The sequence below is a fragment of the Myxococcus sp. AB056 genome (genome assembly GCF_006547365.1).
GTDB lineage: Bacteria > Myxococcota > Myxococcia > Myxococcales > Myxococcaceae > Myxococcus > Myxococcus virescens.
This window is the reverse complement of record NZ_VHLB01000109.1, coordinates 1-26,528: the sequence shown is the minus strand read 5'-3', so window position 1 is coordinate 26,528 and position 26,528 is coordinate 1. Positions and strand designations below refer to the sequence as shown.

General features: G+C 67.7%; 26 protein-coding genes. 16 read left to right on the top strand and 10 right to left on the bottom strand.

The features are described 5' to 3' along the window. Window positions 1-366 precede the first annotated feature (366 nt). The 6 genes from FMP39_RS32315 to FMP39_RS32290 form a co-directional block, all read right to left on the bottom strand. On the bottom strand, window positions 367-1,464 hold the full coding sequence (locus FMP39_RS32315; protein WP_141593905.1) for an AT hook motif domain protein: 1,098 nt from the start codon (window positions 1,462-1,464) through the stop codon (window positions 367-369). A gap of 8 nt (window positions 1,465-1,472) precedes the next feature. Continuing rightward, a complete protein-coding gene (locus tag FMP39_RS32310; RefSeq protein ID WP_141593904.1) occupies window positions 1,473-2,303 on the bottom strand; it encodes a hypothetical protein in 831 nt (276 codons plus the stop codon). Next, on the bottom strand, window positions 2,279-2,617 hold the full coding sequence (locus tag FMP39_RS32305) for a hypothetical protein (protein ID WP_141593903.1): 339 nt from the start codon (window positions 2,615-2,617) through the stop codon (window positions 2,279-2,281). The genes FMP39_RS32310 and FMP39_RS32305 overlap by 25 nt, the downstream gene beginning before the upstream one ends. Beyond that, window positions 2,614-3,192 carry a 3'-5' exonuclease gene (locus tag FMP39_RS32300; protein WP_228558518.1) on the bottom strand — a complete coding sequence of 193 codons (579 nt, stop codon included), beginning with the start codon at window positions 3,190-3,192 and terminating at the stop codon, window positions 2,614-2,616. The genes FMP39_RS32305 and FMP39_RS32300 overlap by 4 nt, the downstream gene beginning before the upstream one ends. 80 nt (window positions 3,193-3,272) lie before the next feature. Beyond that, a complete protein-coding gene (locus FMP39_RS32295) occupies window positions 3,273-4,448 on the bottom strand; it encodes a PD-(D/E)XK nuclease family protein (protein ID WP_141593901.1) in 1,176 nt (391 codons plus the stop codon). Window positions 4,449-4,578: 130 nt separating this feature from the next. After that, window positions 4,579-5,187 carry a hypothetical protein gene (locus FMP39_RS32290; protein ID WP_141593900.1) on the bottom strand — a complete coding sequence of 203 codons (609 nt, stop codon included), beginning with the start codon at window positions 5,185-5,187 and terminating at the stop codon, window positions 4,579-4,581. A 1,969-nt stretch (window positions 5,188-7,156) separates the two neighbouring features. On the opposite strand from FMP39_RS32290, the gene FMP39_RS32285 reads away from it, so the two are divergent. The 11 genes from FMP39_RS32285 (at window position 7,157) to FMP39_RS32235 (ending at window position 17,764) form a co-directional block, all read left to right on the top strand. Further along, window positions 7,157-7,966 (top strand): sigma-70 family RNA polymerase sigma factor, encoded by an 810-nt coding sequence (locus FMP39_RS32285; RefSeq protein ID WP_141593899.1) that lies wholly within the window; start codon window positions 7,157-7,159, stop codon window positions 7,964-7,966. Between the two features lie 155 nt (window positions 7,967-8,121). Further along, window positions 8,122-8,463 carry a hypothetical protein gene (locus tag FMP39_RS32280; protein WP_141593898.1) on the top strand — a complete coding sequence of 114 codons (342 nt, stop codon included), beginning with the start codon at window positions 8,122-8,124 and terminating at the stop codon, window positions 8,461-8,463. A 5-nt stretch (window positions 8,464-8,468) separates the two neighbouring features. Continuing rightward, window positions 8,469-9,203 carry a hypothetical protein gene (locus tag FMP39_RS32275; protein WP_141593897.1) on the top strand — a complete coding sequence of 245 codons (735 nt, stop codon included), beginning with the start codon at window positions 8,469-8,471 and terminating at the stop codon, window positions 9,201-9,203. 87 nt (window positions 9,204-9,290) lie between these two features. Further along, window positions 9,291-10,802 (top strand): DEAD/DEAH box helicase, encoded by a 1,512-nt coding sequence (locus tag FMP39_RS32270; protein WP_141593896.1) that lies wholly within the window; start codon window positions 9,291-9,293, stop codon window positions 10,800-10,802. A gap of 24 nt (window positions 10,803-10,826) precedes the next feature. Further along, entirely contained in the window at window positions 10,827-14,027 is a 3,201-nt protein-coding gene (locus FMP39_RS32265) for a hypothetical protein (RefSeq protein WP_141593895.1), read from the top strand. Between the two features lie 109 nt (window positions 14,028-14,136). Beyond that, the gene (locus FMP39_RS32260) at window positions 14,137-14,316 is read left to right on the top strand and encodes a hypothetical protein (protein WP_141593894.1); all 180 of its coding nucleotides are present in this window, start codon (window positions 14,137-14,139) and stop codon (window positions 14,314-14,316) included. Between the two features lie 91 nt (window positions 14,317-14,407). Further along, window positions 14,408-14,965, top strand: a complete 558-nt coding sequence (locus tag FMP39_RS32255) for a DUF2924 domain-containing protein (RefSeq protein ID WP_141593893.1) — start codon at window positions 14,408-14,410, stop codon at window positions 14,963-14,965. After that, window positions 14,962-15,165, top strand: a complete 204-nt coding sequence (locus FMP39_RS32250; RefSeq protein WP_141593892.1) for a hypothetical protein — start codon at window positions 14,962-14,964, stop codon at window positions 15,163-15,165. Before FMP39_RS32255 ends, FMP39_RS32250 begins: the two co-directional genes overlap by 4 nt. After that, window positions 15,162-16,709 (top strand): recombinase family protein, encoded by a 1,548-nt coding sequence (locus FMP39_RS32245; RefSeq protein WP_141593891.1) that lies wholly within the window; start codon window positions 15,162-15,164, stop codon window positions 16,707-16,709. The genes FMP39_RS32250 and FMP39_RS32245 overlap by 4 nt, the downstream gene beginning before the upstream one ends. Continuing rightward, window positions 16,706-17,128 (top strand): hypothetical protein, encoded by a 423-nt coding sequence (locus FMP39_RS32240; RefSeq protein ID WP_141593890.1) that lies wholly within the window; start codon window positions 16,706-16,708, stop codon window positions 17,126-17,128. Before FMP39_RS32245 ends, FMP39_RS32240 begins: the two co-directional genes overlap by 4 nt. A gap of 108 nt (window positions 17,129-17,236) precedes the next feature. Then, window positions 17,237-17,764 carry a PspA gene (locus tag FMP39_RS32235; RefSeq protein ID WP_141593889.1) on the top strand — a complete coding sequence of 176 codons (528 nt, stop codon included), beginning with the start codon at window positions 17,237-17,239 and terminating at the stop codon, window positions 17,762-17,764. 64 nt (window positions 17,765-17,828) lie between these two features. On the opposite strand, the gene FMP39_RS32230 is transcribed toward FMP39_RS32235, so the two are convergent. After that, on the bottom strand, window positions 17,829-18,281 hold the full coding sequence (locus FMP39_RS32230) for a YecA family protein (RefSeq protein ID WP_141593888.1): 453 nt from the start codon (window positions 18,279-18,281) through the stop codon (window positions 17,829-17,831). Between the two features lie 263 nt (window positions 18,282-18,544). Then, window positions 18,545-18,652, bottom strand: coding sequence for a DUF2379 family protein (locus tag FMP39_RS32225; RefSeq protein WP_246137890.1), 108 nt, complete (start codon window positions 18,650-18,652; stop codon window positions 18,545-18,547). Between the two features lie 319 nt (window positions 18,653-18,971). On the opposite strand from FMP39_RS32225, the gene FMP39_RS32220 reads away from it, so the two are divergent. Both FMP39_RS32220 and FMP39_RS32215 read left to right on the top strand, forming a co-directional pair. After that, window positions 18,972-20,141 carry a serine/threonine-protein kinase gene (locus tag FMP39_RS32220; RefSeq protein WP_141593887.1) on the top strand — a complete coding sequence of 390 codons (1,170 nt, stop codon included), beginning with the start codon at window positions 18,972-18,974 and terminating at the stop codon, window positions 20,139-20,141. Window positions 20,142-20,148: 7 nt separating this feature from the next. Beyond that, window positions 20,149-20,535: a hypothetical protein gene (locus FMP39_RS32215; protein WP_141593886.1), complete on the top strand. Its 387-nt coding sequence runs from the start codon at window positions 20,149-20,151 to the stop codon at window positions 20,533-20,535. Between the two features lie 140 nt (window positions 20,536-20,675). Here the strand turns inward: FMP39_RS32215 and FMP39_RS32210 are convergent, their stop codons facing one another. Together FMP39_RS32210 and FMP39_RS32205 are read right to left on the bottom strand one after the other, a co-directional pair. Next, complete coding sequence (locus FMP39_RS32210) at window positions 20,676-21,023, bottom strand: helix-turn-helix domain-containing protein (protein ID WP_141593885.1); 348 nt, start codon at window positions 21,021-21,023, stop codon at window positions 20,676-20,678. 52 nt (window positions 21,024-21,075) lie between these two features. Then, on the bottom strand, window positions 21,076-21,456 hold the full coding sequence (locus tag FMP39_RS32205) for a helix-turn-helix domain-containing protein (protein ID WP_141593884.1): 381 nt from the start codon (window positions 21,454-21,456) through the stop codon (window positions 21,076-21,078). Window positions 21,457-21,658: 202 nt separating this feature from the next. On the opposite strand from FMP39_RS32205, the gene FMP39_RS32200 reads away from it, so the two are divergent. The 3 genes from FMP39_RS32200 to FMP39_RS32190 all read left to right on the top strand — a co-directional run. Further along, the gene (locus tag FMP39_RS32200; RefSeq protein ID WP_141593883.1) at window positions 21,659-23,620 is read left to right on the top strand and encodes a serine/threonine-protein kinase; all 1,962 of its coding nucleotides are present in this window, start codon (window positions 21,659-21,661) and stop codon (window positions 23,618-23,620) included. Between the two features lie 73 nt (window positions 23,621-23,693). Next, window positions 23,694-24,614, top strand: a complete 921-nt coding sequence (locus FMP39_RS32195; RefSeq protein ID WP_141593882.1) for a DUF2381 family protein — start codon at window positions 23,694-23,696, stop codon at window positions 24,612-24,614. Window positions 24,615-25,255: 641 nt separating this feature from the next. Continuing rightward, window positions 25,256-26,528, top strand: a 1,273-nt coding sequence (locus FMP39_RS32190) for a hypothetical protein (protein ID WP_141593881.1), incomplete at its 3' end; no start/stop codon positions are given.

The following is a 26,528-nucleotide window of genomic DNA, read 5'->3' as shown; positions in this document are numbered from 1 at the left end:
GCGCCAGGCGCGGTGCGCGGGGCTGAACCGGGGGCGCGCGCCTTGAGGCCAGGTGGCGGTCAGCGGGGCCGCAGCGAAGGAAGGGGCGGGCGGGCCGGGGAAGTGAACGGCGCGCTGGCGTCCGGCCCGCTGGACGGAGTGTGCTTCCGGGCGCGAGTTCAGGCCCGAACTCGTACCGCGGCGCTCATGGACCTGGTGGCTGTCCGCCCTAACCTCGCGAAACTACGAAGGCTGTGGCGCCAGACGTGTGCTTCTGCGCGCCAGGTGGAGCTCCCGGGGGAAAGTGACCAGGCGCGGCCTGGCGGCGTGAAAGTGAACGGCGAAATTGATCGCGGAAAAGCTCCGTTCACTTACCGGAGGGCGCACTCAGACGGAGTCGGCGGGGGACGCGACGTCCGTGGGTGGCTTGATGAGGGTGTCGTCCTTGGTGTTTCCCGGCGAGGCCGTGTCGAGGTCCTCGTCGTCGCTGCTCACCACCTCCGCGTCCACCTCGCCGCGCACGGCGGGCGTCGTCTCGCGCGCAGCGCGCAGGGCCTGGGCGTGCCGGGCCTGGAGGCCCTCCAGCGAGAAGCTGGCGTGCAGCTCCTGGCGGGAGTCGGCGCCGCCTTGGACGAACTCCTTCAGGCGCACCATGGTGTTGAAGTCGGTGGGGTTGTCGACGCGCACGCGGCCCTCGGCGAGGGCCTCCTCGAAGCCGAGGAGGTAGCCGTCAATCATCTTCAGGGCGTCGTCCTTGGAGACGGCGATGGCGTTGGCGCGCAGCTCAATCAGCTTCTGGTCCGCCTTGGTGGCGATGCGAGTCTTGGCCTCCTCGCGGCGGCGCAGGCAGTTGTGCTCCCTGGAGTAGTTGGCGATGAGGGAGGTGGCGACGCCAAAGCGCTCGGCCAGCTCGCGGTACGAGGCGTAGGACGTCATGGTGGAGCCGTCGGGGAGCGCCTTCACGTCGCCGAAGACGAGGGCCTTGTCGAGCTCCTGGCGAGGGAGGGCGGGCTCCTCGGACTTGAGGGGGCGTCCCAACTTGCGCTGCGCAGTAGGCGGTGCGGGAGGTAGCGCTTCGGGAGGCGAGGACGGCGGCGGGGGAAGGAGCGCTTCGGCAGGCGCGGGCGGCGCGAGTTGCGCGGGAGGAGGTAGCGCTTCGGCAGGCGCGGGCGGCGCGAGTTGCGCGGGCAGCAGCGGAGGATGCGCTTCGGCACGCACCAGCATCGCGCGTGACGTTTCCGCGAGGAGGCGCTTGCGGCGGCCGAGACAGTCGTGGTGCTCGGCGTACCGGGCAATGGCGCTGTGGGCGACGCCGAAGCGCTGGGCCAGCTCGCGGAAGGAGGGAAAGCGCCTCTTCACACGGCCTTGCGTGGTGGGCACCTCCTCGCCCTCGACGAGGAGCCGGTCCACTGTGTCGGGAGGAAACCGGGGGCCTTCGGCCTTGGTGGGGCGCCCCAGCTTCTTTGGGGGCTTCTTCTGGGCCATGCCTTCCCTCAGCAGCCACTGGAGGGCTGCGCTGCGACGTCCACCGCCTGGGTGCGCAGGCGCTGCATCAGCCGCGTGCGCTGGCGCTTCAGGCGCTGGTACGTCCTCTCGGTCTCGGCGGCGTCACCTTCGACGAGGCGGCTGACGTAGGTGCGCAGCTTCTCCCTCCGGACGACAGTAGCCATGAGGACCTCGACGTCGCTGTGCGGCAGGCTGGCCTTCGCCATTTGGACCAGCACCGCGTCCCTGCGCACGAAGCTGCGGCGGACGCTGGTCCGCCTGATGCTCTCCATCGGCGTGACAGGGCGGGTATCGGGCAGCCACGCCGCGAGCTGCTGGGGCGTGTACTTGTCGTGCTGCTCCGCGCGCTCCTTGCGCAGGTAGCGGAACACCTCGCGCGCCGTCTGCTGGCGTAGTCGGACTGCCGTCCAATCCCGCCAGCGGGGGAGGGGGAAGTTGCGCGCGACGGAGAGGAAGGTGGCGAGGACGAGCTGGTCCAGGTCCTCCTTGGGCACGCCGTTGCTGCGGAGGCGTTGGCGCAGGCGGCACAACATGGGGGCGTAGGAGGAGGCGAGGGCAGCCGTCCACGCGGGGCTGGGGGAGGCCTGCATTTCAGCCACCAGGGCCCGGGTGAGGGCTTCCCGCTCCGGGTACGTCTCCTCGCGCGCGTCAGCCATGGCGGCCAGCACCGATTCGAGCGTGGCGTGGCGTGCGAAGGCGGGCCGCCGCGTGCGCGCAGCCGCGAAGACGGCATGGTGCCGAGGGGCGAGTGCCTCCGCACGCAGCAGGACGAGGAGGTGGCCGAAGAAGTCACTCACCGAGGACGGGCCTCCCACCACTCGCGTACCAGCTCGAGGAAGTCATCCAACTGCATGGTGACGAGGGGCTGCTGCCCGTCGTCCTTGCACACGGCGAGTGGCCAGCGGCCCGGTGGGCACGTCTCCACCGCCTGGCGCATGGCCTCGCGGACGTTGGTGCGCTGGTGGGCCTTTGCTTCCAGCCAAAAACACGGCACCTCGACGTCGGACACCTCCTGGCCGGTGCGGTACTGGAGGCCGCGACGGATGAGCGCCTCCGGCATGGCCTCGCGGAAGCGGTGGACGAGGGCGCGCTCGAAATCCGCGCCCTTGCGACGGGAGGACGCGCCGCTCACGAGACACCTCCTGACTCCTCCAGCAGCCGCTCCATGTGCCCGCCCCGGGCCATGCGCACCGCGAGGCAGCGGGCCACCTCCAGCGCGCAGCGAGCGTCCGCCATGGCGCGGTGAGGCGTGGGCCGGTGGAGGCCGAAGCGCTTGGCCAGGGCGTTGAGGGAGAGGGACTCCACCTCGCCCGTGGCGAGCAGCGGCCACGCGAGGCTGGCGGTGTCGAGGCGGTGGTAGTCGACGGAGGGCAGGGCCTGCTTGGTGCGGCGGTACCCCTCGGTGAGGAAGCCCCAGTCGAAGTTGGTGTTGTGGGCGGCCACGAGGGTGCCCGTCAGCAGCGGCGTCACGGTGGCCAAGACTTCCCGCAGGGGCAGGGCGTCCCGCCACTCCTCGTCGGAGTAGCCGCACACGGCCAGGGCTGCGGGGTCGGCGTCAGCCAGCCGGGTGGGCTGCACGCGGGCCTCGTACTCCGCCAGCACCTTGAGGCTGCGGGCGTCGACGCGGAGCACGGCCACCTCCAGCACTTCGTGCCGGGAGGAGTCCAACCCCGTCGTCTCCAGGTCGATGAAGCAGAGCGTCCGCAAGTGCGGCGGGAGGCTGGGGAAGAGCGGCTGGCGGAGCGCAGAGACAGGAGTGGTGTCGGAATCAGATTGAGCGAGCAGCACTATGCGACCTCTTTGGCCCAGAACCTGGGCGAGTGGTGTTTGGTGGCGAGGGAGTCCAGCTCGGCCTTCAGCAGCGCGACGCGGGCGGTGCCCAGGCGCTTGACCGCGTCCTTCAGCAGCGCGTTGAGGGCCTTCTTGTCGATGGTGGTGAGGCGCTCCACCAACTCGTATCTGGGCAGGCACATGGCCGAGGCCAACCTCGAGAGGGTGGGCTCCAGCGGGTAGTTGAGGCTGATGGTGTTGAACATGCGGTAGCGCATGCCGGCGAGGACGAGTTCCTCCTTCTTGGAGAGGTGGGCCCGGAGGACGCCCTCCAGCTCCGCTTTGCGCGCATCGAGAATCCTCGCGAGGCAGGCCACCTCCTCGCGCTCGCGGGCGACGGCCTCCAGGTCGGAGGTGTCCTCGCAGACGACGTCACGCTGGCCCTCCAGCGCCTGGGCGTAGGCGGGGCAGCTTCGCCGGTGGTCGCAGTGGACGCAGTTGGGGTTGAGGCGAGCGGGGAAGGACTCCGCCGTCTCCATCTGCTGGCCCAGCGTCTCGACGTAGGCGAGGGCGGCGTCCAACTGCTCCTCGGTACGCGTCGTCTCCTGCCGGATGCCATGGCGGAGCATCCACATGGACAGTCGCACCTTCTTGGCCCAGGGCCAGAGGCGGCGTGCGGCGAGGGCGTAGAGGCTGAGCTGGAGGCTGGAGTCCAGCTCCTCGCGGGTGAAGAGCTGGTGGTTGGACTTGTAATCGATGACGTGGACCGTCTCGTCGTCCACCCAGTCGACGCGGTCGATGAAGCCCAGGACGGTGAAGGGCCCCACCGGCAGGCGGAACTCCTTCTCGACGGCGAGGATGTCGCGGGCGTCCACGCGCCCCTGCTGGCGCACGAAGTCCTGGAGGATGCCGAGGCCCTGGTGGAAGAGATCCAGGCCGGAGAGGCCCTCGGCAGTCCACGCTTTACTGTAGAGCTGGAGGGCACGCTCGTCGGAGAGAGGACCCGCGTACTCGGTGTCGATGACTTCCTGAAGGAGCCGCTCGAGGACGGCATGCAGCGCCTTCCCGAAGCTCAAGGGCACACCGGGCTGGGCCGTGTGCTTGTCGAGGTAGTGGAGCCGGTAGGACAGTGGGCAGGCCTCGAAGCGGCTCAGCCGGCTGTATGACAAATGCTCGTTTCGCAGGTCGCTCATGACGTGGGCCTCCGGGCCGGTGCAGTGGCGTGTCGTGAGACAGTCATCACGCTCTTTTCGAGAGACACATCAAGTCGAAGGGGACAGTCAGCATGGCTCCCTGCGTGTGTTTCACAGGCGTGGGCCACGCTCATGGCGACACCTCTGCGGAGGCCGGCCGCTTTTCGAAGGACATGACGCGTGAGCCCGGGAAGGCAGACAGGACGCGCACCAGGGTGGCGGCGTGCTCCGGGGTGAGCTCCTTTCGGGCCTGGCCGGTGTAGGCAGGGACGAGCCACACTTCGCCGTAGGTTTCCGAGGCGAAGCACACCTCGGCACCGAGCGCCTTGAAGCTGGCGATGTCCTCGTCGGTGAGACCGCGCAGGGCGGAGAGCGGGGCTTCCGAGTCCGGCACCTTCACATCGAGGGACGCAACTGGCGGCGAGGGCTTGGAGGCGGAGGCCGGGGCGGGCTTCTTCGAGCCAGCCTCGGTCAGCGGATGCCCGAAGAGATCCACAGCGGCTGGAGCGGACTTCTTCGGAGGCACGGGGACAGGCGGCGCGGCCACGTCACGAGGAGGCCGGGACTGCCGATTGACCTTCAGCCACTCGGTGCAAGTACCCACGCCGGGCAGAGCGCAGCCACCGCCATGCCGGTAGTGCAGGCAGTGGTTGCCCTCGCCGCGGACATAGGCTTCGCACGTCACGCCAGGCGGACGCTGTGGGGCGGGAGTGGGCTGGAGGAGGTGTGTAAGGGCCATGCGCGGATGTCGGCGGCGCGTGTTTGCCGATACATCCTAAACTCACCCCATCCCTTCGATTTGGGACAAGAAATCATTTCGCCCGATTTTATTTTGGATTTCCCCAGGCGAGCGAAGCGCCGAGGGAAAGAAGCACAAAGGCATCCGGCGAAGAGTCGGGGACATCCCTCGCCTGTGGACAGCTCATGGACGGCCCGTGGACATGTCTCTGTCCACAGGTTTCGCGAGCGATTGCGCGAAGATAGGTCGCTGTGGACAGTGTGGACAGCTTTTGAAGAGTACCCCTACGTCATGTGCGCGCGCACGCGAAGGCTCCATGTACAAGTGCGCGCGCACGCATACGTGTCTCTCCCTATAAAAGCTGTCCACACTGTCCACAGTGAGGTTTTCGTTAAGGAAGTCATGGAGTTAAGTGTGGACAGAGTGCTGTCCACAGCTGTCCACGCTGTCCACACCCACTCATGAAGTGAAAGTCAGTGCATCTGTTTGTGAATGCGAGGGCGGCCACCTCAACGTCCTGGACTATCTTTCGCCCTGTGGACAGCGCGTGGACGGCCCGTGGACATGTCTCTGTCCACAGGTTTCGCGAGTGATTGCGCGAAGATAGGTCGCTGTGGACAGTGTGGACAGCTTTTGAAGAGTACCCCTACGTCATGTGCGCGCGCACGCGAAGGCTCCATGTACAAGTGCGCGCGCACGCATACGTGTCTCTCCCTATAAAAGCTGTCCACACTGTCCACAGTGAGGTTTTCGTTAAGGAAGTCATGGAGTTAAGTGTGGACAGAGTGCTGTCCACAGCTGTCCACGCTGTCCACACCCACTCGTGAAGTAAAACCGTGTGCGGCTGAATGTGAAGGCGCGCGCGAGCGGGCATGCGGCGTGAGCGGATGCGTCCACGCCATGGCCTGTGAATGCCCGCAGAACGGCCGGAAACGGCCTCCACGCGCGTGAACAGGCGCGGGAGCCACTTGGGGCCGCATCTGACGCCTTCCGTGTCATCTGCGCCCTGTCAGGGCCGTCGCTTCCCGGATTTCTGAGACGCGCCGGATGGGCGGTTGGGCGGAAGCTCCAGCCGAAGGTGGGGCGGTGATACAGCGAGACAAGGGGATTTCACGTGGCGCGCGTCCGAATGCCTGGACGAGCAGTTTGCTGCGCGAAGCCGAAGCCCGAATGGATGGGCGGCTCGTGTCTCCGTGCGACGTCGAAGTCCGAGTGACGACGTGTGCGGGCATGAAAGTCGCAGAGGCGCGCGCGACCGTGTCCCCGACGCCACCTCAACCACTTCGGATGTTCTCGATGGAAAACTTAAGCGTGGCGATAGCGACGATGAATGCGTGACTGTCTGGGTATTGGGAGTTTGGGAGGGGGTCGAGACATGAAAAACAAGCATCACCATGAAGCGCGGAGGGGTGTTGCCGGCGTGGGAGGGCTGGGTGCGCGTTTCTCTTCGCGCCGTCACGCCGTGGTCACGCCCAGGCTTCACGCTGTCGTGTGTATTGCCCGCGGGCACGGTTCAGCGCGGTGTCGTCCTTGGGCTGTGAGGGGAAGCCGCGTGAATTACGGGTTCGGCACGATGTGCTGGTTTGTTGTGATTGGCTCGACACTGATGGTGATGCCGAGGCGCTGGTGCGCCGTTCAGCGTGGGCATGGCCTGCGCCGTGGGAGCCTCGTTCTGGCCTCCCTGGGCACGCCGCTCGCCCATTGCCGTGCCCCCAGTCGGAAAGGGGCCTGCCCGTCACCGTAGTGAGGGCTTGGGTGCGTGGAGCGCCCGCCTCTTCCTTCGCCAGACGCGCCGCCGCCACGAGGTGCCCGCCGGAAACGGGGCGGCCTCGGAGGCGCTGGCGCCATTCCCTCAACGGGGCTCGGCCTTGTCTCCCCTCACCCGGCACTTCCCCGCGCGCCGAGCGCAGGGCCCGGGCGGCATGTATCAGTGAGTCGTAACTGGAGTGCGCTCAATCGAGAGCTTGGCATGGCCCTCCGGACGGCCGAGGCGCAGCGTGCCTATCGCGTCTTGCGGCGCAACTGGGAGGCGCTCTCCGGCTTCGAGCAGCCGGAGGACCTCGTTTCATTCCTCACTGCGCGCGAAGGCGAGTCTCACATCAAGGATGGCTTACTCGCGGGCCTCGTCATGCTGGTGCAGATGGGCGCCGCGGCTAACGCCTTCGTGGCGTTGTTGTGGCTGGGCCTCTGGCCGGGGTTGGACAGCGTGTATCGCCGATGTCTCAGGCGAATGGAGAGCGCACCTGTGGAGGTGGTGTCCTCGATTGCCGCGTCCTTCATGGGGCTCGTGGCGCGCGTCGAATTGTCCGGCGTCCAGCGTGTGGCCGCGACACTTGTGCGTGGTACGGAGCGCGACGTCCTCAAGGACTGGCACAAGGAGTTCGAGGCGCAACGCCAACGCGTGCGCCTTGGGAGACTGGCGGAAGCAGACGGCGGGGCTCCCTCGGGGCCGTGGCCCGTCCCCTCCGTGCCTCGAGCCCGCTCCTTCAACACAGAGGTGGAAGAGCTGCGCGCGCTGCTCCTCCCGTTGACGGGCGAGGACACCGACCTGGTGGTGTCCGTCCTTCTGCGCGAGGTGGACTACGCCGAGGCCGGCGCGAGCTTCGGGCTTGCACCTGCAGCGGCGCGCAAGCGCGTCCAGCGGGCCCTGGTTCGCCTGCGGAAAATGAAGAATAAAATCCCCGAAAAAGATTTCTTGTCCCAAATCGGCGGGTGGGGGTGCTTTTTAGAGTTTGTGGATTTTGAAACAACCGAGAGGGCACCGGGAGGGGGCGGCTGACGGAATGCGCGAATCGTATGTCCCCTCCGCGTGCCGCCTGGCTTTGAGGGAGTAACGGGGCCGCCTCGCGCCCCAATCCAATCCTGCTTCGAGACACCCTGTCCGTCCCGGCGGACAGCAACGCCACTGTATTGCCTGCAACCTGGAAGGACTGAATGAAGACAGCCACGCGAAACAACTTTGAGCATGGTGAAACATACGTGCGCTTCTTCGCGCGCATCGACGGGCACCACCTCCGGGTGGTGGGCCGGGGCGACTCAGGGCCGGAAGCGGGGGGCCGTAGCCCATGCCTCTGCTGCGAGTGCGCCGGGGCCCAGGCCAATGACTACGTCCGCCTGCCGGGCCTCTTCCGCCGCTGGGAGATTCAGCACGTGGTGGACACCGACGCGGACTTCAACATCGAGGCGGCGGGCTCCACGGAGGACGGCACCGAGTTGTTCTCGGTGTACCGGCGCGAGCGCCACGCCCCCACCACGCACTGCCAGAAGGAGGAATGAGCACCATGACCAACATGTGGGAACAGACGGCCGCGATGGCCAAGCAGCACGAGCAGGCCGGCGGCGCCTGGCTGAAGCTCGCGAACGACGGGGACACCGCAGTCGTCGTCTTCCTCGGGGAACCGTACCCGCGAGAGGTGTGCTTCATCGGCGGCCGGTGCGTCGCCTTCGACGAGAAGCTGAGGGCCCAGGGGCACAAGTCCTCGTTGCGCGTCACCTACAACGTGGCCCTCTACAGCAGTCGTGAGGTGAAGGTGCTCGAGCGGCCCACGGCCTTCTTCGACACGCTCATGGAAGTCCGGGCGAAGTACGGGTTGGAGAAGTGGGCCTTCGAGGTGAAGCGTCACGGCGTCGCCAATGACCCGAAGACGACGTACTCCATCCTCCCGGAGTGCCAGCTCTCCCTGGAGGAGCAGCAGGCCTTCCAGGCGTTGCGCCTGCACGACATCCAGAAGCTGCACACCGCCGAGGCCGCGGCTGCGGCGAGCGGTACACCGCCCACGAGCGCAGCCAGTGCGAAGGCGAGTGAGCCTGTCGACGTGAAGCTCGCGCAGGCCATGGCCACCGCGCTGAAGGCGCTGCCGCGCGAGGCGGTGGACAGGTTCCTCCAGAAGTTCGCCGTGCAGCGCATCCGCGACTTGCCGGCTTCGAAGGGGGAGCTGGCGCGCGCCTACGTGGACTCCCTCGTGGCCGAGTACTCCGCGGAGAGCGTCGCGGGCGTGGACCCCTTCGGGCCGTGAGCGCGCCCTGCTGAGCCTGTTGCCGTAGCCATGCGCGAAGGGGGCCTGTTGCGTGCCCCCGACGCGCCTCACTGAGGAAACAAACGAATGGTGGAAGACTTCTCCGAAATGCGCGGGGACGGGGGACGTGTTGTCTCTCGCACCCAGGACGCCAGCGTGGGGGCCGCGCCGCCTGCGCCTGCGCGCAACGCGGGTACGGACAAGCGGACGCTGCGCGTGCGCGTGGACGCCGGGCTGAGGCTCGCGGCGAGTGACGTGCCGCCGAAGATGGTGGAGGGCCTCTGCAGGGCACTTTCCCTGCCCAACCCCGCGTACTGGAAGCTGGTGCGGCTGCGCAAGCGCCCGGGGGCGGAGCCCCAGACGCTGTACTTCTTCCGCCAGGAGGCGCGCGAGCTGGTGTTGCCGCGCGGGGCCATTCACCTGCTGCGCCGGGCCGCGGAGGAAGCGGGCCTGACGTTGTCCTTCGAGGACGCGCGTGTGCTGCCGCCCAAGCGCCTGGCGAAGCTTCCGGAGGTGTCCTTGCGCGACTACCAGGCCGAGGCCGTGGAGCGGCTGGCGAAGGCCACCCAGGGGACGGCGGTGCTCCCATGCGGGGCAGGGAAGAGTGTCCTCGCAGTCGGCGCAATCGCACGGCTCCGCACGCAGACGCTCATCCTCGTCCACACACTGGACCTGGCCGAGCAGTGGCGAGAGCACGTGCGCGAGCGCCTGGGCCTGGAGGCGGGCCTCGTGGGCGCCGGGGAAGAGGAGGTACGTCCCGTCACCGTGGCCGTCGTCCAGTCCCTGGCCCGGTGGGAGGAGCCGAAGCTCGACGCCTTCCTCGGCCGCTTCGGCCTGCTCGTCCTCGATGAGGCCCACCACATCGCCGCCAGCGCCTTCCATCGAATCGTGGACCGTTGCCCGGCGCGCTACCGGCTGGGCCTGACGGCGACGCCCGAGCGGGAGGATGGGCTGACGCCGCTCTTGCGGCTGTACCTGGGCGCCCCCTTGGCCATGGTGAAACACGAGGAACTCGTCGCACGCGGGGTGCTGGTGGTGCCCGAGGTGCGCGCCGTGGAGACGGCCTTCGACTTCCCCTATGGCCGCGCCTCCGACTACGCGCCCATGCTGGAAGCGCTGGCGGAAGACAAGGCGCGCAATGACCTCGTCCTCGGTGCCGTGGCTCGCGAGGCCTGGGCGGGCCACCTGTGCCTCGTCCTCACGGGAAGGGTGGACCACTGCGAGCTGCTGGCGCAGCGGCTCTCGGCCACCGGCCTGTCGGCCGCCGCGTTGACGAGTGAGGTGCCGCGCGAGGCGCGCAAGGCCCTCCTGGACCAGGCGCGCGCCGGACGCGTCCGTGTGCTGGTGGCCACGAGCCTGGCCGACGAGGGACTCGACTTGCCGCGCCTCTCGCGCGTCTTCCTCGTGTACCCCGGCCGCGCGCGTGGACGCACCGTCCAGCGCCTCGGACGTCTGATGCGTCCGCACGAAGAGAAGAAGAGCTCCGTCCTCATCGACTTCGTCGACGCGAGGGTGCCGTTGCTCCGGCGCCACCACGCGGAGCGTCGCCAGCAGTACGCCTCGGTGTTGGGAGTGGCGGCCCGCGCCGACGTGCATTGAACCACCAGAGAGTGAGTACCTTCGATGACGACACCTATTGATACCCCTCCGAGCGCTCCCAACCCCAACCCCAACGCCATCCGCGCCACCTGGCGGTGGCTTGCGCACGCGCCGCATGGCGTGAGCGAAGTCCGTGTCATCCGCCCGGGCGGCGGAGGCATTGTCGGCCTGGGCTTCTTCGACGACGAGGAGGCCTTCGTCGCGACCTGCGCGGCGGCCAATGCTGACGGCAACGTGTACGTGGGCATTCAGCCGCGGCCCCGGCGCCTGCTCGAACTGGCCCCCAACGTCCTGCGCCCGTTGCGCACTGGAGCGGGCAGCAAGGACATCGAGGTGGTGACGGCCACGGTGGTGGACCTGGACCCCGTGCGCCCCAAGGACACGGCCAGCACCGAGGACGAGCTCTCGCTGACTCTCCAGGTGGCGGACGCCGCCGCGGCCTGGTGTGAAGCGCAGGGCCTTGTCCGCCCACGGCTTATGATGAGCGGCAACGGGGCGCAGCTCTGGTTCGCCCTGCCGCCGCAGTCCCTGGAGGGCGAGAGCCACGAGCGCGTGCAGGCGGGACTGAAGGCCTTCGAGGCCGAGTTCCGTGCCCGCTTCGGCTCCGAGCGCGTGCGCGTGGACTCCATCCATGACGTGGCCCGCATCATCAAGGTGGTGGGCACCGTCGCCCGGAAGGGGGCGGGGACGGCGGAGCGGCCTCACCGCGCAGCTCAGGCGCTGGCTGGCTTCGAGCGCGTCGAAGACGCAGGCCTCCTGGAGCGCGTGCTGAGAGCGCCGGTGCAGCAGCCGGTGGCGAGCCTTGCGCGTCCAGCTCAGGTGGCGCTGCCGCTGGCGCCGTCCACCTCGGCACCGCAGGGGACGGTGAAGGCCCGCCGGACGGCGACGGGGGAGTACGACTGGGCGCACCCGGTGGAGATGTGTGGCCCGGTGCAGCGCCTGTGGGAGCAGGGGGCGGAGGACCGGAGCGTCGCCATCTTCAACATGGTGCGCTTCTTCGCGCACAAGGGGCTGGGCCTCGACGAAGTCACGGAGCTCGTCCTCGAGTACGACAGGCGCGGCCTGGGGAAGCTGAAGGGACGGGACGGCGTCGGCTACATCCGCAAGGCCTACGAGAAGGTGGTGGCCACCGCCCGCGAGGATGGCGCCGTGGCGCCGCCCTGCCACTCCCTCCAGGGCTTGGGCTACTGCCGCGTCAACCGCGAGCCGGACGTGCGCTGCGAGCTGTACGACGTCGTCTTCGACATCGAGAAAGCCGTGGAGGCGCTCGCGACGGTGCCGGCCCAGGACGTGGAGTACCGCCTCAAGCCCATTCTCGAGGCGATTGCCCACCGTCCGCCGTCCGCGCAGGAGAAGTACCTGGGTCTGCTGGAGGTGCGCACGGGCCTGGCCACGCAGAAGCTGCGGCTGTCCATGGCCCGCGCGGTGCGCACTTCAGCGGCGGGCGAGGGCGCGGAGGGCGCGGACTCCAAGGGAGGCGGGAAGGGCAGTAGCGGCGATGACACCATCGACGGCGAGGTGTACGAGGACGCGTACTGCTACTACGCGGTGACGCAGCGGGGAGAGGCGAAGGCGATTTCCTCCTTCACCTTCACGCCGACGGCCCTTGTGGAAACCGAGGAGGGGGAGGTGTTCCTCGGGGATGTCCGCACAGACAAGGGGGCCGAGGTGGACGGAGCGCGGCTGCCGCGCCGGGCCTTCCACTCACGCAAGGAGCTGCTGCACCACCTGCCGTCCGTCCACACGCAGTGGACGGGCAGCGACAACAACGTGCAGGGCCTGCTGCGCGTGGTGGCTCGCCGGCCGGTGCCGCGGCTGCCAGGCACCACGACGCTGGGGGACTTCAAGCGGGGAGCGCACCACGTCTGGGTGGCGCCTGGGTGCACCATTGGGGTGGGGGGCTTCCTCTCGGACTCTCCCGTGGCGTACCTGCCGAATGGCACCTCGCTGGAATCGCGCGTTCGGTACGAGGCCACGGACGACGACACCTTCCACGACGTGGCGAGCACGGTTTTCGAGTGCCTGCTCAAAATCAACACGCCCCAGGTGGTGCTGCCCATACTGGGGTGGTTCTTCGTCACACCCATGAAGCCGCGCCTCATGGAGAAGGTGGGCTCCTTCCCGCTCCTCTTCATCCATGGGACGCAGGGCAGCGGCAAGTCGAGCATGTGCACCGACGTCTTCTGGCCCCTCTTCGGCGTGCCGTCCTCCGACGCCTACAGCGTGACGGAGACGGAATTCGCCTTCGTGAAGCTGCTGTCGGCCACGCGCTCCGTGCCGGTGGTAGCGGACGAGTACAAGCCCTACGACATGCCGCTCCACCGGCTTCAGCTGCTGCACCGCTACATGCGGCGCCTCTACCGCGGGGAGACGGAGGAGCGGGGCCGCTCAGACTTGTCGGTGGTGAGCTACCGCCTGCACGCGCCGCTCTGCGTGGCAGGCGAGACGCGCCCCACGGAGGCCGCCCTCCTTGAGCGCCTTCTCACCGTCAACCCGGAGAAGGCGACGTTGAAGCGGCGCGACTGCCGCGCGGCCTTCCGCAAGCTGAAGTCCGTCAACCTGGCCCTCTTCGCGCCTCGCTACATTCAATTCTGCCTGGGGCGTGACTTCGACAAGGACTTCCAGGTGGCCCGGGCCGTGGCGGACACCTTGCTCGAGGGCCGAGATGTGCCTCCCCGCGTCGTCGACAACGTGACGGCCATGTTGCTGGGGCTGCACCTCTTCGAGCAGTTCGCCCAGGAGTGCGGCTACGAGCTCCCCAAGGACCTCGGAGCCCGCGAAGCCGTCGACGCCGTGCTGGCGGACATCCTCGAGACGGAAGCCGGGGTGAAGAACGCCCTCGACACCTTCCTCGAGATGCTGAGCGTCATGGCCGTTCAGGGGCATCTGCGGCACCGGGTGCATTACGTCTTCGAGGGCGAGCGCTTCTGCCTGCACCTGGAGAGCGCCTACGACGCCTTCCGCGCCCACTGCAAGCGCATCGACTACGAGGGCGAGGTGGTGGACACGAAGGCGCTGCGGCGCCTGCTGCACGAGAATCTCCGCGAGGGTGGCTACGTCGTCGCCCTGAATGAGCGCATCTGCTTCGACGGGCGGATGAACCGCCGCCGCGCCGTGGTGATGGACTTGTCGCGTACGCGCCTCGTCTCGGCAGAGGACTTCCCGCACTCCCACGACTGGCGTGCTCGCAACAGCGATTACACGGCGGAGGACGTCAGCGGATAGCTGGCCCGAGCGGTGAGTGCCCTACGGCCGACAGCCGTGGGGTGTGGAGACGCGTGGGCATGTCCCCAAATGCTTGCAGGTGGCTCTTGTCATGGTGATGGACCCGAGAATGTCAAAGCAGGTTGAGGATGACGTCGCGGTGGCCGAGCGGCCAATCCCCGTGCGGCAACGCCGCGAGGATGCAGTCGACGTGCTGTCCGAGGCGCTCTGGGAGTTGTGGCTGCGTCGACATGCGCAGCGGCAAGGACAGGCGCCCGCGTGGAGCGCGGAGGAGAGCGCGCATGGCTGAGCCGCAGACTCTCGACTTGTCTTCTTCTGGGGACAGAGCGTCCATGGTTTTCGCCCGAGGGCGTGCAGCCCCGGACGAAGGAGACACCACCATGGCGAAGAAGGGGATTGCGCGGGCCGCGCGCAAGGAGCTGGCGGACGTGCCACAGCAACTGGCCGCGCTGGCCAGCATGTCAGTGCCGGATTTGGCGAAGAAGTACCTGGAGCTGTACGGCGAGCCCACGCGCAGCCGCAACCGGGACTACCTGAAGAAGCGCCTGGCCTTCCGGATTCAGGAGCTGGCCGAAGGGAGCCTCTCCGCGCGTGCCGTCGCACGCATCTCGGAATTGGGCGACAGGCTGCCCGAGCGCTGGAGGATGCGGCAGGTGGAGGAGACGAAGCCCTCCGCGCCGCCTCCTCCAGCCGCTGCGGACGGGCGCGCAGCCGCTGCGGACGGGCGCGACGCGCGCCTGCCGCCGCCGGGCACGGTGCTGGCGCGCGTCTTCAAAGGCGCGCAGCACAGGGTGACGGTGCGCGAGGACGGAATTGAATACGAGGGCCAGCTTCACCGCAGCCTCTCCTCCGTGGCCAAGCTGATTACGGGCACGGCCTGGAATGGCTTCACCTTCTTCGGCCTCAAGGACGGCAGCCCGAAGGCGGTGACGCCATGAGCGGCCCTGCCTTCTTCCAGACGCACATGGGGCAGCGCTTCTACGAGGGGACGATGCCGGCGCTCGTCCGTGAGTTGAAGCGCCTCAACGACAACATGGAGCGACTGGTGGCTGCGGCGGAGCGTTTCGCTGGGCAACCGCCAGCCTCGAGCGCCGAGCCCACGCGGCCGACGACGCCCGGGAATTCGGAGGGGGAATGAGGAAGAGCAAGCCAGCGCCCTCGGACGCGAAGCGCTGCGCCGTGTACACGCGCAAGTCCACGGCGGCGGGGCTGGAGATGGAGTTCAACTCGCTGGACGCCCAGCGCGAGTCCTGTGTCGCCTACGTGCAGCGCCAGCCCGGCTGGGCGTTGGTGGACGAGTGCTACGACGACGGCGGTTTCACCGGCGCCAACATGGAGCGGCCCGCCTTCCAGCGGCTGATGCAGGACGTCGACGCGGGCCGAGTGGACGTGGTGGTGGTGTACAAGGTGGACCGCCTCTCCCGCAGCCTCCTCGACTTCGCGAAAGTCATGGAGCGCCTCAACACGGCGGGCGCGTCCTTCGTCTCCGTGACGCAGAACTTCTCCACCGCCGATGCGATGGGGCGGCTCACCCTCAACATGCTGATGTCTTTCGCCGAGTTTGAGCGGGAGATGATTTCCGAACGAACGCGGGACAAGGTGGCCGCTGCGCGCCGCAAGGGGCTGTGGACGGGAGGGCGCGCGCCGCTGGGCTACGACGTGAAGGACAAGCGCCTCGTCGCGAATGAGTACGAGGCGGTGGTGGTGCGGGAGGCCTTCGAGCTGTTCCTCCAGCACCAGCAGGCCTCGGCGGTGGCGCGCCTTCTCAACGAGAGGGGGCGCAAGACGAAGCGGTATGAGGCCCAGAGTGGTGCCACGCGCGCGGCTCGGAAGTGGACGACGCAGGACGTGCTGCGCCTCTTGCGCAGTCCCCTATACGCGGGCTTCGTGCCATATGGCGATGAGATGCACCCGGGCGAGCACCCGGCGATTGTAGACAGGGCCACCTTCCACCAGGTGCGGGACATGCTGGAGCGCCCCGGCCTCCAGTACCACGGGCGCAACCCCGACTACGTGCTGCGAGGCCTGCTGCGCTGCGGCCTGTGTGGCGAGGCGATGACGCCCGGCAGCACGCGCAAGGGCACGCGGGAGTACCGCTACTACCGCTGCGTCACTCGGGACAAGGAGGGGAAGCAGGGGTGCCGGGCAGCTCCCCTGCCGGGGCCTGCGCTGGAAGACTTCGTCGTCGAGCGCCTGCGGGAAGTCTCCGTCGGCGAGGGCTTCGCGGCGCAAGTACACGCACGCCTCACCGCGCGGCTGGAGGAGAAGCGCAAGGCCCTGCGTGTGGAGCGCACGCAGTTGCCGAGGGATTTGGCCAAGCGCGCTGGGGAGTCGAGGAAGTGGGTGGACTCCCTCGCGAAGCTGGAGGGCCCCGCGCGGCGCCTCTTGGAGGAGAAGCTGACGGCCACGGAGGAGGAGGTCGCCGGCATGAAGAAGCGGCTGGCGGAGGTGGAGCGCGCCCTGGACGCCTCGGAGGGGGAGCGGTTGGAGGCGGCGTGGGTGGCCCAGGCCCTGGCGGACTTCGACGCGGTGTGGGACGCCCTCACCGCAGTCAACCGGGGACGCCTGCTGCGGGCCCTCGTTGGCCGGGTGGTGATGAACGAGGCGACGGGCCAGGTCGACGTGTACCTGGCCCATGCCGGTGAGGCAGCATCGCCCGGGTGTGAAGGGGTGGCGGCGTGAGCACCAGCCCCGAATCCCAGTCGGCGGAGGCCGGCCTCGTCAGCGCGCCCTTCCACCGCGTGCGTCGCTCGAAGGTGCGCTTCCGAGAGGGGGCGCCGCCGTCGCCGCGAGAGGTGGCGCGAAGGCCCTCGCGCGTCGCGCGCATGCTGGCCCTGGCGCACCATGTGGAGTCCGCCATTGAGCGGGGGCTCGTGGCGAGCGCGGCGGACGTCGCCGGTCAACTGGGCTTTACCCGGGCGCGTGTGACGCACCTGTTGGACTTGCGGTTGCTGGCGCCCGACATCCAGGAGGAGGTGCTGTTCCTCGAGGCCGTGGATGGGGCGGAGCCCCTCAGCGAGCGAGTCCTCCGAGCCGTTGCACACGGGGGGGCGTGGGAGATGCAGCGCGAGCGCTGGCGCGAGGTGAAGGCTTCATTCTGAGACGGGAGTCCGAATGCCTGGACTCCCTGGTGTAGCGTGAGTGCAAGTGGCTGTCTTGAGTGTTGAGGAATATGCGGGCCGGGTGGTCCGCGAGGAGAGCGAGAGCGCATGCAGAACGACATGAAGAGCACCATTCAGGCTGCGGTGGCGGAGGCGGTGGAGAAGACGATGGGCCGGCAACTGGAGCTGCAGAGGCGGCAACTGGAGCTGCTGGAGAAGGTTGTTCAGTTCCTGGGCATTGAGGCTGGCCCAACCCGTGAGGCGTCCGCGCCGAAGCGCGCCTCCGCGTCCGTGCCCGCGCCGAAGCGCCCGTCCTCGGTGCCTGTGCGCAAGTGGGTGAGGCCGCAGGCCGCACCGAAGCCTGCGAAGGCCGGGCCCGCGCCCCAGAAGGGCCGAGGGCGCCCGCATGGGGCGGGACGCGCAGCGAAGCCCATGCCCGCAGCCACCAGCTCCAGTCCCGGCCCCGCGACGTCCGTCCCATACGCGGAGGGGCAGGAGGTGCGCTACAAGCAGGGGCGGGGCGCCTTCACGGCGAAGGTGAAGGCCGTCGACGAGAAGGCGAAGACGGTGACGTTGGCGCGCGTCTCCGACGGTAGGAAGGTGGTGCGCCCCTTCGACAAGGTGACGCCCGCCTGAGTCTGGGCCTTGGGCGAGGTGCCGGGCTCTCTTCCAGGAGCCCGGTGTGGCCCGAAGCTGCGTCTCAGCTATCCAGGCCCTCGTCCTCTTCTGGATGGAGGGCGTAGTACTCGTCCACGGCGTTCTCGAACTCCTCGACGTGGCTCGTTGGCATGAGGTGCCTGTTCTCCTCTGTGAGGAGGAGGCCTGTCTTCTGGTAGGCGTGAATGAGGGCAGGGTGGATGTCTGCCCTGGCCATGGCGGCCACCATCTCCGCAGTCCGTATATCCTCGTCGGCCATGTCTTCCGGGTCGAAGATGGGGTCATTGGGCCCAGGAGGGCGTCCGTGCTTCGCGATGAAGCGCTCTCTCTGTTGCTCAAGGAGCGCGACGGCCTCCTCGTTGAGAGGGACTGAGCGGGAAACGTTTCCGCTGTCATCGACGACGTAGTGGAAGCCCTTGCTGTAGCAGCAAGACTTGTACTTCAGGCCTGTTCCGCAGGGGCACCGCGCGTTTCGAGAGAGCTTCTTCTGGCTCATCGCGCGAGTTTCGACGACGAGAAGTCCCGGAGGCCAGCGCAAAAAAGAGGCGCTCCAGGCGGGCGGAGTCGCCGCTCCTCCGTCTCCTGGTCCTAGTTTCAGGGAGGTAGAAAGCCTCGACTCCAGGTTCCGACAGCGCCGAGTCGAGGTGTGCCCCGCGGACGTTCCAGGGGCCGGGTCAGCGGACCGCATCCGGGGCGGCGAAACGAATCGCGACTCCTGGATGCTTAGGACTGTTGGTGCTCACGCCGCGTGTTCCCGAGTCACGTGCCCTCCTCCGTGGCGAGCGCGCTCTCGGCTTCGCCGTCGCTGATGCCCACTTCGGAGGCCGTGTGCTTCAGCAGCGCCTTCTCCTCCGGAGTGAAGGCCAGTCGCTCACCTTCGACGAAGACACGACGGGCCAGTGTGCGAATCGGACCCAGTCAGCGGTTTCGCTCACGAGTCATTTTTCCTTTGCGAACGGCCAGGGCCTGCAGGTGACGCCAGGGCTGGGGCGCCTTGCACCCAGGAGAGGCGCTCATGGGGCTGCCCGCTGTCCGCTAGGAGTGCCAGAAGGCTTCACAGGCCGGGAAGGTCATGTTAGTTCGACGGTCAAGTTAACTGGACCTTGCCTTTCTGGTGCGGTTTCCAGTGACGAAGAGGTCCGTTGACCGTCGAGCCGCAGCCCTGCGTTCAGGAGGATTCACAGCCATGCCGAAGCGTTCAGAAGATGAAGTGACGACGGAGGAGTTACCGCCCCGCATCCCCACCCTGTCTTCACGCGGTACGGCGCACGTCCGCTTCGAGGTGGAGGGCGTGCGGTACGAAGGCGTGAGGCAGTTGGAGGTGCGGCCGAACGGCGAGCGGCTCGTGGAGGTGGAGCGGCGCGTGGCGGATGGCGTGCTGTCCGGCCCCTGTCTGGTCCGCCAGCTCTCCAGTCCCTTCACGTACATTCAGCGTCAGAGGATGATTGAAGAAGTGCAGTTGGCCTTCCGGCTCACCCACCCCAACATCGCTCAAATCTTCCACATGCAGGCGGACGAGGTGGAGGACGTCGCCTTCACCGTCATGGAGTATGTGGGCGGGCCCTCGATGGAGACGCTGGTGTGCGCGGCGCTGGTGAGAGGCCAGCCCCTCTCGGAAGGCTTTGGCTTGTACGTGGGGGCGGAGGTGGCGGACGCGCTGCACTACGCGCACACGCTGACATCAGAGGACGGTAAGCCGCTGGGCATCATCCACCGTGACGTGAGTCCCCGGCACATCGCCTTGGGCCTCCACGGGGAGGTGAAGGTGCTGGACTTCGGCGCGGCGTACTCGGTGATGGTGGGACGCGAGGAATCGCCTGAGACCCTGCTGCGAGGAGACGTCGCGTACTGCTGCCCCGAATACCTGCGCATGGAAAGGCTGACGCCGCGCTCCGACGTCTTCAGCTTGGGGGTGATGCTGGTGGAGGTCTTCACGGGCAAGCACCTGTTCGAGGTGCATGACCTCCCGGTGGTGGCAGCGAAGGAGACTCGGTTCCGCACGGAGGTGCCGCCCTCGCTGCCGCTGCACCAGATGCAGTCCCTCATGGCGGCGTTCAACCCGGACGTCGTCGAGAAGGCGGTGGCTCACCTCAACGAGGACCTCAAGGCGGTGTTGCACACCGCGCTGCGCCTCAACCCCGAGGAGCGCTTCACGACGGCGGCGGACATGCGGGATGCGCTGCGGGGTGTTGCCCACGCCCAGCTCCGCGAGCCCTACGGGCGTGCGGAGGCCATCAAGGAGGCGGCCCGTGTCGTGTCCGAGGGAGGGAAGCTGCGGGACAAGGTGGAGTTCGGCGAGGCCGGCCTCTACCCGGAGGGCCTGGAGAAGCACGAGCTGGGCCTCAAGAAGGAGTAGGTCGCCGATGCTTTGCTTCCGCGTCCTACGCAATGGCCGGCACATCACCACTGCGGGGGTGCCGGACTTCGGCGTCCTCTCCACCATCCTGACGTGGGTGCGCCGCCCTCACGACGAGTCCAACGCAAACCCGGAGTTGACGCTCCATGTGGGGGGCTCCGTGGGTAGGGAGCACCGCGAGCACCTGAAGTGGTGCTACGCCAACAACATCCGCGCGGGCGACGTCCTCACAGTGGAAGTGCGTGATGACGTGGAGTCCGACCCTCCGAGGGAGAGATACCTCGACGAGGAGGCGGGGCTGGATGATGTGGCCCGCCTCCAACTGAGGAAGAAGAGCCTGGAGGCGCAGCTCTCCGACGTGAATGAGGCGCTGCGGGAGCGCGGCGCGGCGTAGCGGGGGCCTTCGTCGGGAGGCGCTCCGTCATCGCAGGGGCCCGCTCAAGCAGAGGGCGCGTGCTCCGGTGCAGGGCCTCAAGGTGTGGGGCCCTGCCCTCCATGCTTGCTCTCTCTGCTCGGGGCTCCCTGGGGGCTGCTTCAGCGGGCCAGCTCGGTGGCGACGTGGAGGAGGGCGTCCATCTTTCCTGCGTCGAGCTTCCGTGCGACGAAGATGAGTCGGCGCATCGCGGCGTCGTCCTCCGGCCGCGCCCGCGCTCCGCTGTTCGAGGACTCGGTCAACCCCATCAAGTCCTCCGGGGAGACCATCAGCTCGATGCACAGCTTCTTCATCGTCTCGACGCTGGGAATCATGTGCCCGCGTTCAACTCTGCTGTAGACGGCGGATGCCAGTCCCACGCGGTCCGCGACCTGGACCTGCGTCAGGCTCATCTGCTCCCGGGCGAGGCGGACGATGGCACCAAGGTGCGCTGCAAGCTGTTGGTTCATAGGTACAAGGGAGTATACCTGAGTTGCGAGTTGTCAAGGGAGTACGATTCCATCAGCGCACGCCCGACAGGAGCTGGATAAGGGCAAGGGCCTGGTGCGCGTCCAACTCGTGCACACGTCGGAGCAGGGCCTCCTTGGCGGCAGCGACGACGTCTGGTGGCAGCGAGGCGCGGTAGCCCAGTAATTCGTTGGGGGTGGTGCGGAGGGCGGGGCACAGACGGTACAGCGTCTGGACGCTGGGGAGCATTCGCCCTCGCTCGAGCCGGCAGTAGGTGGTGGGAGAGATGTCGATGAGTTGGGCCACCTCCGCCTGTGTCAGGTTGGCACGAATGCGGGCGATGCGCGTGGTGTCGCCGATGATGGCGGACAAGGGGCGGGAGGGCTCCGGCTCCTTCGGAAGGGCGACGGCGCGGATGTCGGGGTGGATATACATTCCAGACAAACTATACCTGATAGGCTAGTCAACTTCACCTTGATGTGAGGCTTGGCGTCCTCTGCGGTAGGTGGTTGGAGGTGGGAGAAGACTTCGCGCGATTTCCCTGGGCTTCTGGTAACGTCGGCCGGCGCCGGGGAGGGAGTCGCATGCGCGTAGCCGCAGTCCTGCTGTCCTACAGTGTCGCCATGAGGACGTCGCCATGAGGGACAACGGCCCCCCAGCCGTGCTGTCCCCGGGGGACGTGGTGAAGGGCTACACGGTGGTGAGGAAGCTGGACCAGGGCGGCTTCGGCACCGTGTACCTCGCGACTAACGACGGGCAGCCCTGTGCCTTGAAGCTCGTGGAGCGGCAGCGCGTGGAGGGGCGGGTCGAGAAGGAAATTTCCATCCTCTTGCTTCTGAAACACCCCAACGTGGTGGGCATTCGCGGCTTCTCCTACTGGCAGGCCGAGGAGCGCGACTTCGCCCTCATCGCCATGGAGTACGTGGAGGGGCGGAAGCTGGGCGAGTGGGTGAAGGAGGAGAACCCCTCGGCTCGGCAGATTGCGAAGGTGACGCTCGACGTGGCGCGGGCGCTGGCAGCCTCGCACGAGGCGGGGGTGGTGCACCGGGACGTGAAGGATGCCAACGTCATGGTGCGCGCAGCGGACGGCCTGGCGGTGCTGGTGGACTACGGAATCGGGGATTACAAGGGCGCGCGCTCCGGTGTCACCCAGTCCATCATGCCGCCCGGGACGATGGAGTACCGGCCCCCCGAGGCCTGGCTCTTCATGCGGAAGTATTTCGACGAGGGCGTCGGCCGCTATGTGTCGGTCTCCTCGGACGACGTGTGGGCCCTGGGCATTGTCCTCTACCGTCTCCTCACGGCGAGGTGGCCGTTCGACGACTCGACGGAGCTGACCTACATCGAGGGTGTCATCAACAAGTCGCCCGTGCCCCCTCACGGCGCCAACCGCTTCGTCCCGGAGCAGCTGGGCATGTTGTGCATGCGGTTGCTGGAGAAGGACCCTGTTGCGCGTCCCGATGCGAGCGCTGTCTGTGCGGCCCTGGAAGAGCTCCTGTCCGGGGCGGAAGGGGAGGCGTGGGACACGCCCTTGCTCGACACGTATGGCCCGAACTCGGCCACCACCGAGAACGAGGGCAAGGCGAACGCGCTGGCTCGGTGGGCGAAGAAGCCTCTGCGCCAGATGCGCCGGGGCAAGGACCCCAGGCAGGCGCTGCCGGCAGTCCAGGGCGAAGGCATGCCCGCGGCATTGCCACACGATGCCCCGCTGGCGCCTGCGGCCATGCAGCCCGTGGAGGCGCAGCTGCCGCTCTTGGCGCTCGAGGCGGGGGCGGAAGCCGCCCCGGCGGCGGAACCCCCGCAAGCCGTGCCCCTGGCCCCCGCCGTCGAGTTGGGGCGGCGCTCGTTCCTCTCGCGACTGAAGATTGGGCGCGTGCTGGGGGCGGGGTTGCTGGCCGGCGCGCTCGCCGCAGGGGCGCTTCTCTCGCAGCAGACGCCCCTGCCACCGGGGAGCGGGTCCTCCTCCGGGCCCGGTCAAGAAGTAGCGGCATATGCAAAGAAACCTCAAGCTGGCCAAGCCGCAGCTCCCACCGGGCCGGAGGCAACACCTGCGGCCGTCGCTCCCCCTGCGACGATTCGCGAGGTGACTGCAACCGTGAATGCACCCAAGAGTGACACCCCTCCCTCCCCGCCAGCGCCCGCCAAGAAGGCCACGCGAAGCGTTGGCACGGCCCTGGCGACGACGGCCCTGTGCGGCGCGCTGGCCTGCTCGGGCCCACAGGTTCGTCCCGCACCAGATCCCGAACCGTGCCCGGCGGGAGCCACCAAGGGCATGAAGATGCTCGGCATGGAGATTGGGGACGCGGAGATCGCGAGCTTCGTCCGAGGGGAGGAAAAGTACGTAACGGTGAGGGATGGCACTGCACAGGTCATTCTGGGGCAGGACATGGCCACTCTGTCCGGGCGACTCACTGTGGCCGACCGCGTCTATGTCCGACTGACTCGGGCGCGCACGAGCAAAGGAAGCTTCCCCGTGTGCCTGGAGGTGCTGGACTCCTCTCGCAACCGTGGACTGACGATAAAGGACGGAGGAGGGGATACCGGTAAGGCCCGCGTGTACTCTGCCATCTTGGTCAAAGCAGTGAGTGAGTTTGAATGACATGTTGCTTTTAGGCAGGCGCTCATGAGTCGCCAGCGGTGTCGCCGCTGGCGTGGTCCAGGAGAAACGTCGCGTGCATCATTCAGTGTCGGCCGTGCTGCTTTTCCTCTTCCTCGCAGGAGAGGGGGCGGCTCTGGCGCAGTCGCCCTCATCCGCCGTGGCGCTGAGCGTTCGCCGAATCGAGCTGGTCTCGGATGATGCTCAGCCAGCGGCTGAAGTGGCGGTGAGTCCAGGGCTCTCGACGGTGTTCCTCTTTGATTCGGAGGTGAGTCGAGAGGGGCTGGCGCTCGAGGGACGCGAGCGTTTCGCGATGGTGGACGCTGGGCTCAATACCTTGCGCTTGGTCCCTTCAGAGGCAATCACCGGAGGAGAGCGGCTCAAGTTGACGGTGCGTTTCCAGGATGGAGCGGCCCCGGCGAGCGCGACGTTTGTCCTGGTCGCGCACCCGGCAAGATCAGAGGCGCATGTCGAAGTCTATCGACGCAAGAGGCGCGTCGAGTCATACCAGGAGGAAGTCCGGCAGGCTCGCATCGAGGCCGAGCAGTACAAAGAGGAGAATGCGCGCCTGCGCGCAGAGCGAAGTGCTCCTGATGGCCTGACGGGACTCATCTCGACAGCAGTCCTCAGCGGACGAGGCGTTGACTTCCGCGACCTGACCGAGGGTGTGACCCAAGCCCCGGGAGGGGCAGCAAGCAAACACCTTGTCTATGCATATCGCACAGCCCGCAGGGTGGCCGTCGAGGTCACTCTCAAGTATGTAGGAGACGCCCAGCCGTGGACCGCAGTGGGGGCGATGCTCCGGGGCAAGGCCAACGAGGAGATGAAGGTGCTTCGAGTATGGCAGTCCGGCCCCGTGGCCTCCGGTCCGGCTGTCCAGCGAGTGGTGGTGGAGGCTGAGGCTGCATCCGAGTCCCCTAAAGGCCCCTTCACGCTCAAGCTCTGGGATGCGGATGGGCGCCGCACCGTCACCCTGGGCAACGTCACCTTCCCTTAACCCAGCGAGGGCTGCCATCAAGCCCTCGCATGGGTTTCCGGCGTTTGGGGGCTTGTGCGGAATGCCAATCTAGGGTCCAATGGACTATACCTAATGGTCTAGTCCATTCTGGCGTGCCCTGGAGGGCGATGTGTTCCCCACTGTGCTGGAGCGTGTGCGCGCGACTGCGCGCTTCCTGGGTGGCCGCGAGGAGCGCCCGGAGGGCGACGCTCCTGAGCCGCCTTCCTAGCTCCACTTCGAAAACAGGCGTTGGGCTCTCGCGCTACGCCGAGGACCTCCCGCGCCGCCATGTGAGGCGCGTGCTGGCGGTCGTCGTGCGCCGAGTGGCCGTCTGCGCTCCGTCGGGCCGCGTGCCTGACGGGCGCTGAGGAGCCCTTCCTCAGTCATCCCAATTCGCGTTTGGAATCATGAGCGGAGCCGGGTCTTGCCTGATGCCGTGGCGTGACACGTCTGTCTGCCGTTGGGACGGAGCCGGGCTTCCTGGCGTCGTGACGTGACACGTCTGCTTATTGCTTCGCTCGGCCGGCCTGCCAGCGACTCCCTCAATGCAATGCACTCACCCCACAGCTCGGCGCACTGCCGGACTGAACGGGAAGCCTCTGTCCATTGCCCCGCTACTGGGGCCTTCACAGGAGACGTCGATGTTCATGCGCTGGGTTGTCGTGTTGCTGCTGCTGTTACCCGTAGCTGGGCGGGCGGAGGAGATTGCCTATGAAGCCGACCTGGCGAAGGACGAGGAAGACACCGTCCTCCTCGAACCGGGCGCGGACGAACTGCTCGAGCCTGTCGTTGAAGACGACGAGGACGAAGAGGAGGAAGCGCCTCCGGCCTCGTCCGGCTCGGGCTCTCGCTGGGCGAACCGACTGAGCCTGGAGGCCACGACGTGGGCGCTGCTTCCTCGACGGGGAGCCGGCACGGACGAAGGCTTCCTCCAGGTGGTGCCGCGGCTGGAGCTCGTCAAGCCGGGCATCCTTCACCTCGACGTGGGCGCGCCGGTGCGGCTGCGCATGTGGGGTGGAGAGGCGGGCGCCAGTCTGCTGCGAAAGGAGGACTGGGACGAGCTGTCCGATTGGGGCCAGGTGGTGCAAACGCTGACGTTGGGAGGCGACGCGCCCAACTTCGTCTGGGTGGGCGCGTTGGAGTCCTACACGCTGCTGTCCGGGCACCTGGTGCGCCGCTACAACAACCGGGGCAACCCCGACTACCACCCAGCGGGGGCGCTGGTGACGGCCATGCTGAGGCCCTTCTACGTGGAGGCCTTCGCTTCGGACGTGCTGGGCGCGCGGCTGATGGGAGCGGAAGTCGTCCTGGACGTGCAACACGTCCTCTTCGGCCGCCAGCCCTACCCCATGAAGTACTCGGTGGCGGTGTCGGCGGTGCATGACTGGGGCAAGGCCGGAGGGACTGCGGAGCCGCTGACGCTGGCCCACGTCGACGGGACGGCGATTCTCGTGAGCCGCCGCACCAAGGAGAAGGGCTTCGAGCTGCAGGCGAATGCGGGCTGGGGCGGACGTCCCGGAACGGGCGGCGCGTGGGGCGCGGTGGCGGGGCTGGGCGCGGAGTACGCGTCCTCGACGGCCGACGTGCGCGCGCGCCTGGAAGGCCGCCTCCAGCGCGGAGGCTTCCGCCAGGGTGCCTTCGGCCCGGACTACGAGCTGGCACGCTTCCAGGTTGCGGGCCCGGACGCTGTGCCGCAGGCGGACGCGCCGTTTCCGGACGGGTACTCGGTACACGGCGAACTGATTCTGAGCTGGGACGCGCAGAGCCTGCGTGTCCTGGGGCAGCGCCACTTCCGTCTGACGATGGGCGCTGAGGTTTTCACCTGGGGGAGGATGGACGTGGACGGCCGACTGGAGACGCAGCTCTTCCACCGCAACCTCTCGGTGGGGGTGGGTGGCGTGGCGGCTGTCTCTT

Bases quoted from the DNA above. Each gene is read 5' to 3' on its own strand.
- FMP39_RS32230 (WP_141593888.1), bottom strand. From the start codon at position 18,281: ATGAGCCAGAAGAAGCTCTCTCGAAACGCGCGGTGCCCCTGCGGAACA.
- FMP39_RS32295 (WP_141593901.1), bottom strand. From the start codon at position 4,448: ATGAGCGACCTGCGAAACGAGCATTTGTCATACAGCCGGCTGAGCCGC.
- FMP39_RS32270 (WP_141593896.1), top strand. From the start codon at position 9,291: ATGGTGGAAGACTTCTCCGAAATGCGCGGGGACGGGGGACGTGTTGTC.
- FMP39_RS32255 (WP_141593893.1), top strand. From the start codon at position 14,408: ATGGCGAAGAAGGGGATTGCGCGGGCCGCGCGCAAGGAGCTGGCGGAC.
- FMP39_RS32245 (WP_141593891.1), top strand. From the start codon at position 15,162: ATGAGGAAGAGCAAGCCAGCGCCCTCGGACGCGAAGCGCTGCGCCGTG.
- FMP39_RS32265 (WP_141593895.1), top strand. From the start codon at position 10,827: ATGACGACACCTATTGATACCCCTCCGAGCGCTCCCAACCCCAACCCC.
- FMP39_RS32280 (WP_141593898.1), top strand. From the start codon at position 8,122: ATGAAGACAGCCACGCGAAACAACTTTGAGCATGGTGAAACATACGTG.
- FMP39_RS32315 (WP_141593905.1), bottom strand. From the start codon at position 1,464: ATGGCCCAGAAGAAGCCCCCAAAGAAGCTGGGGCGCCCCACCAAGGCC.
- FMP39_RS32235 (WP_141593889.1), top strand. From the start codon at position 17,237: ATGCAGAACGACATGAAGAGCACCATTCAGGCTGCGGTGGCGGAGGCG.
- FMP39_RS32285 (WP_141593899.1), top strand. From the start codon at position 7,157: ATGGCCCTCCGGACGGCCGAGGCGCAGCGTGCCTATCGCGTCTTGCGG.
- FMP39_RS32220 (WP_141593887.1), top strand. From the start codon at position 18,972: ATGCCGAAGCGTTCAGAAGATGAAGTGACGACGGAGGAGTTACCGCCC.
- FMP39_RS32260 (WP_141593894.1), top strand. From the start codon at position 14,137: ATGTCAAAGCAGGTTGAGGATGACGTCGCGGTGGCCGAGCGGCCAATC.
- FMP39_RS32250 (WP_141593892.1), top strand. From the start codon at position 14,962: ATGAGCGGCCCTGCCTTCTTCCAGACGCACATGGGGCAGCGCTTCTAC.
- FMP39_RS32200 (WP_141593883.1), top strand. From the start codon at position 21,659: ATGAGGGACAACGGCCCCCCAGCCGTGCTGTCCCCGGGGGACGTGGTG.
- FMP39_RS32205 (WP_141593884.1), bottom strand. From the start codon at position 21,456: ATGTATATCCACCCCGACATCCGCGCCGTCGCCCTTCCGAAGGAGCCG.
- FMP39_RS32210 (WP_141593885.1), bottom strand. From the start codon at position 21,023: ATGAACCAACAGCTTGCAGCGCACCTTGGTGCCATCGTCCGCCTCGCC.
- FMP39_RS32290 (WP_141593900.1), bottom strand. From the start codon at position 5,187: ATGGCCCTTACACACCTCCTCCAGCCCACTCCCGCCCCACAGCGTCCG.
- FMP39_RS32275 (WP_141593897.1), top strand. From the start codon at position 8,469: ATGACCAACATGTGGGAACAGACGGCCGCGATGGCCAAGCAGCACGAG.
- FMP39_RS32215 (WP_141593886.1), top strand. From the start codon at position 20,149: ATGCTTTGCTTCCGCGTCCTACGCAATGGCCGGCACATCACCACTGCG.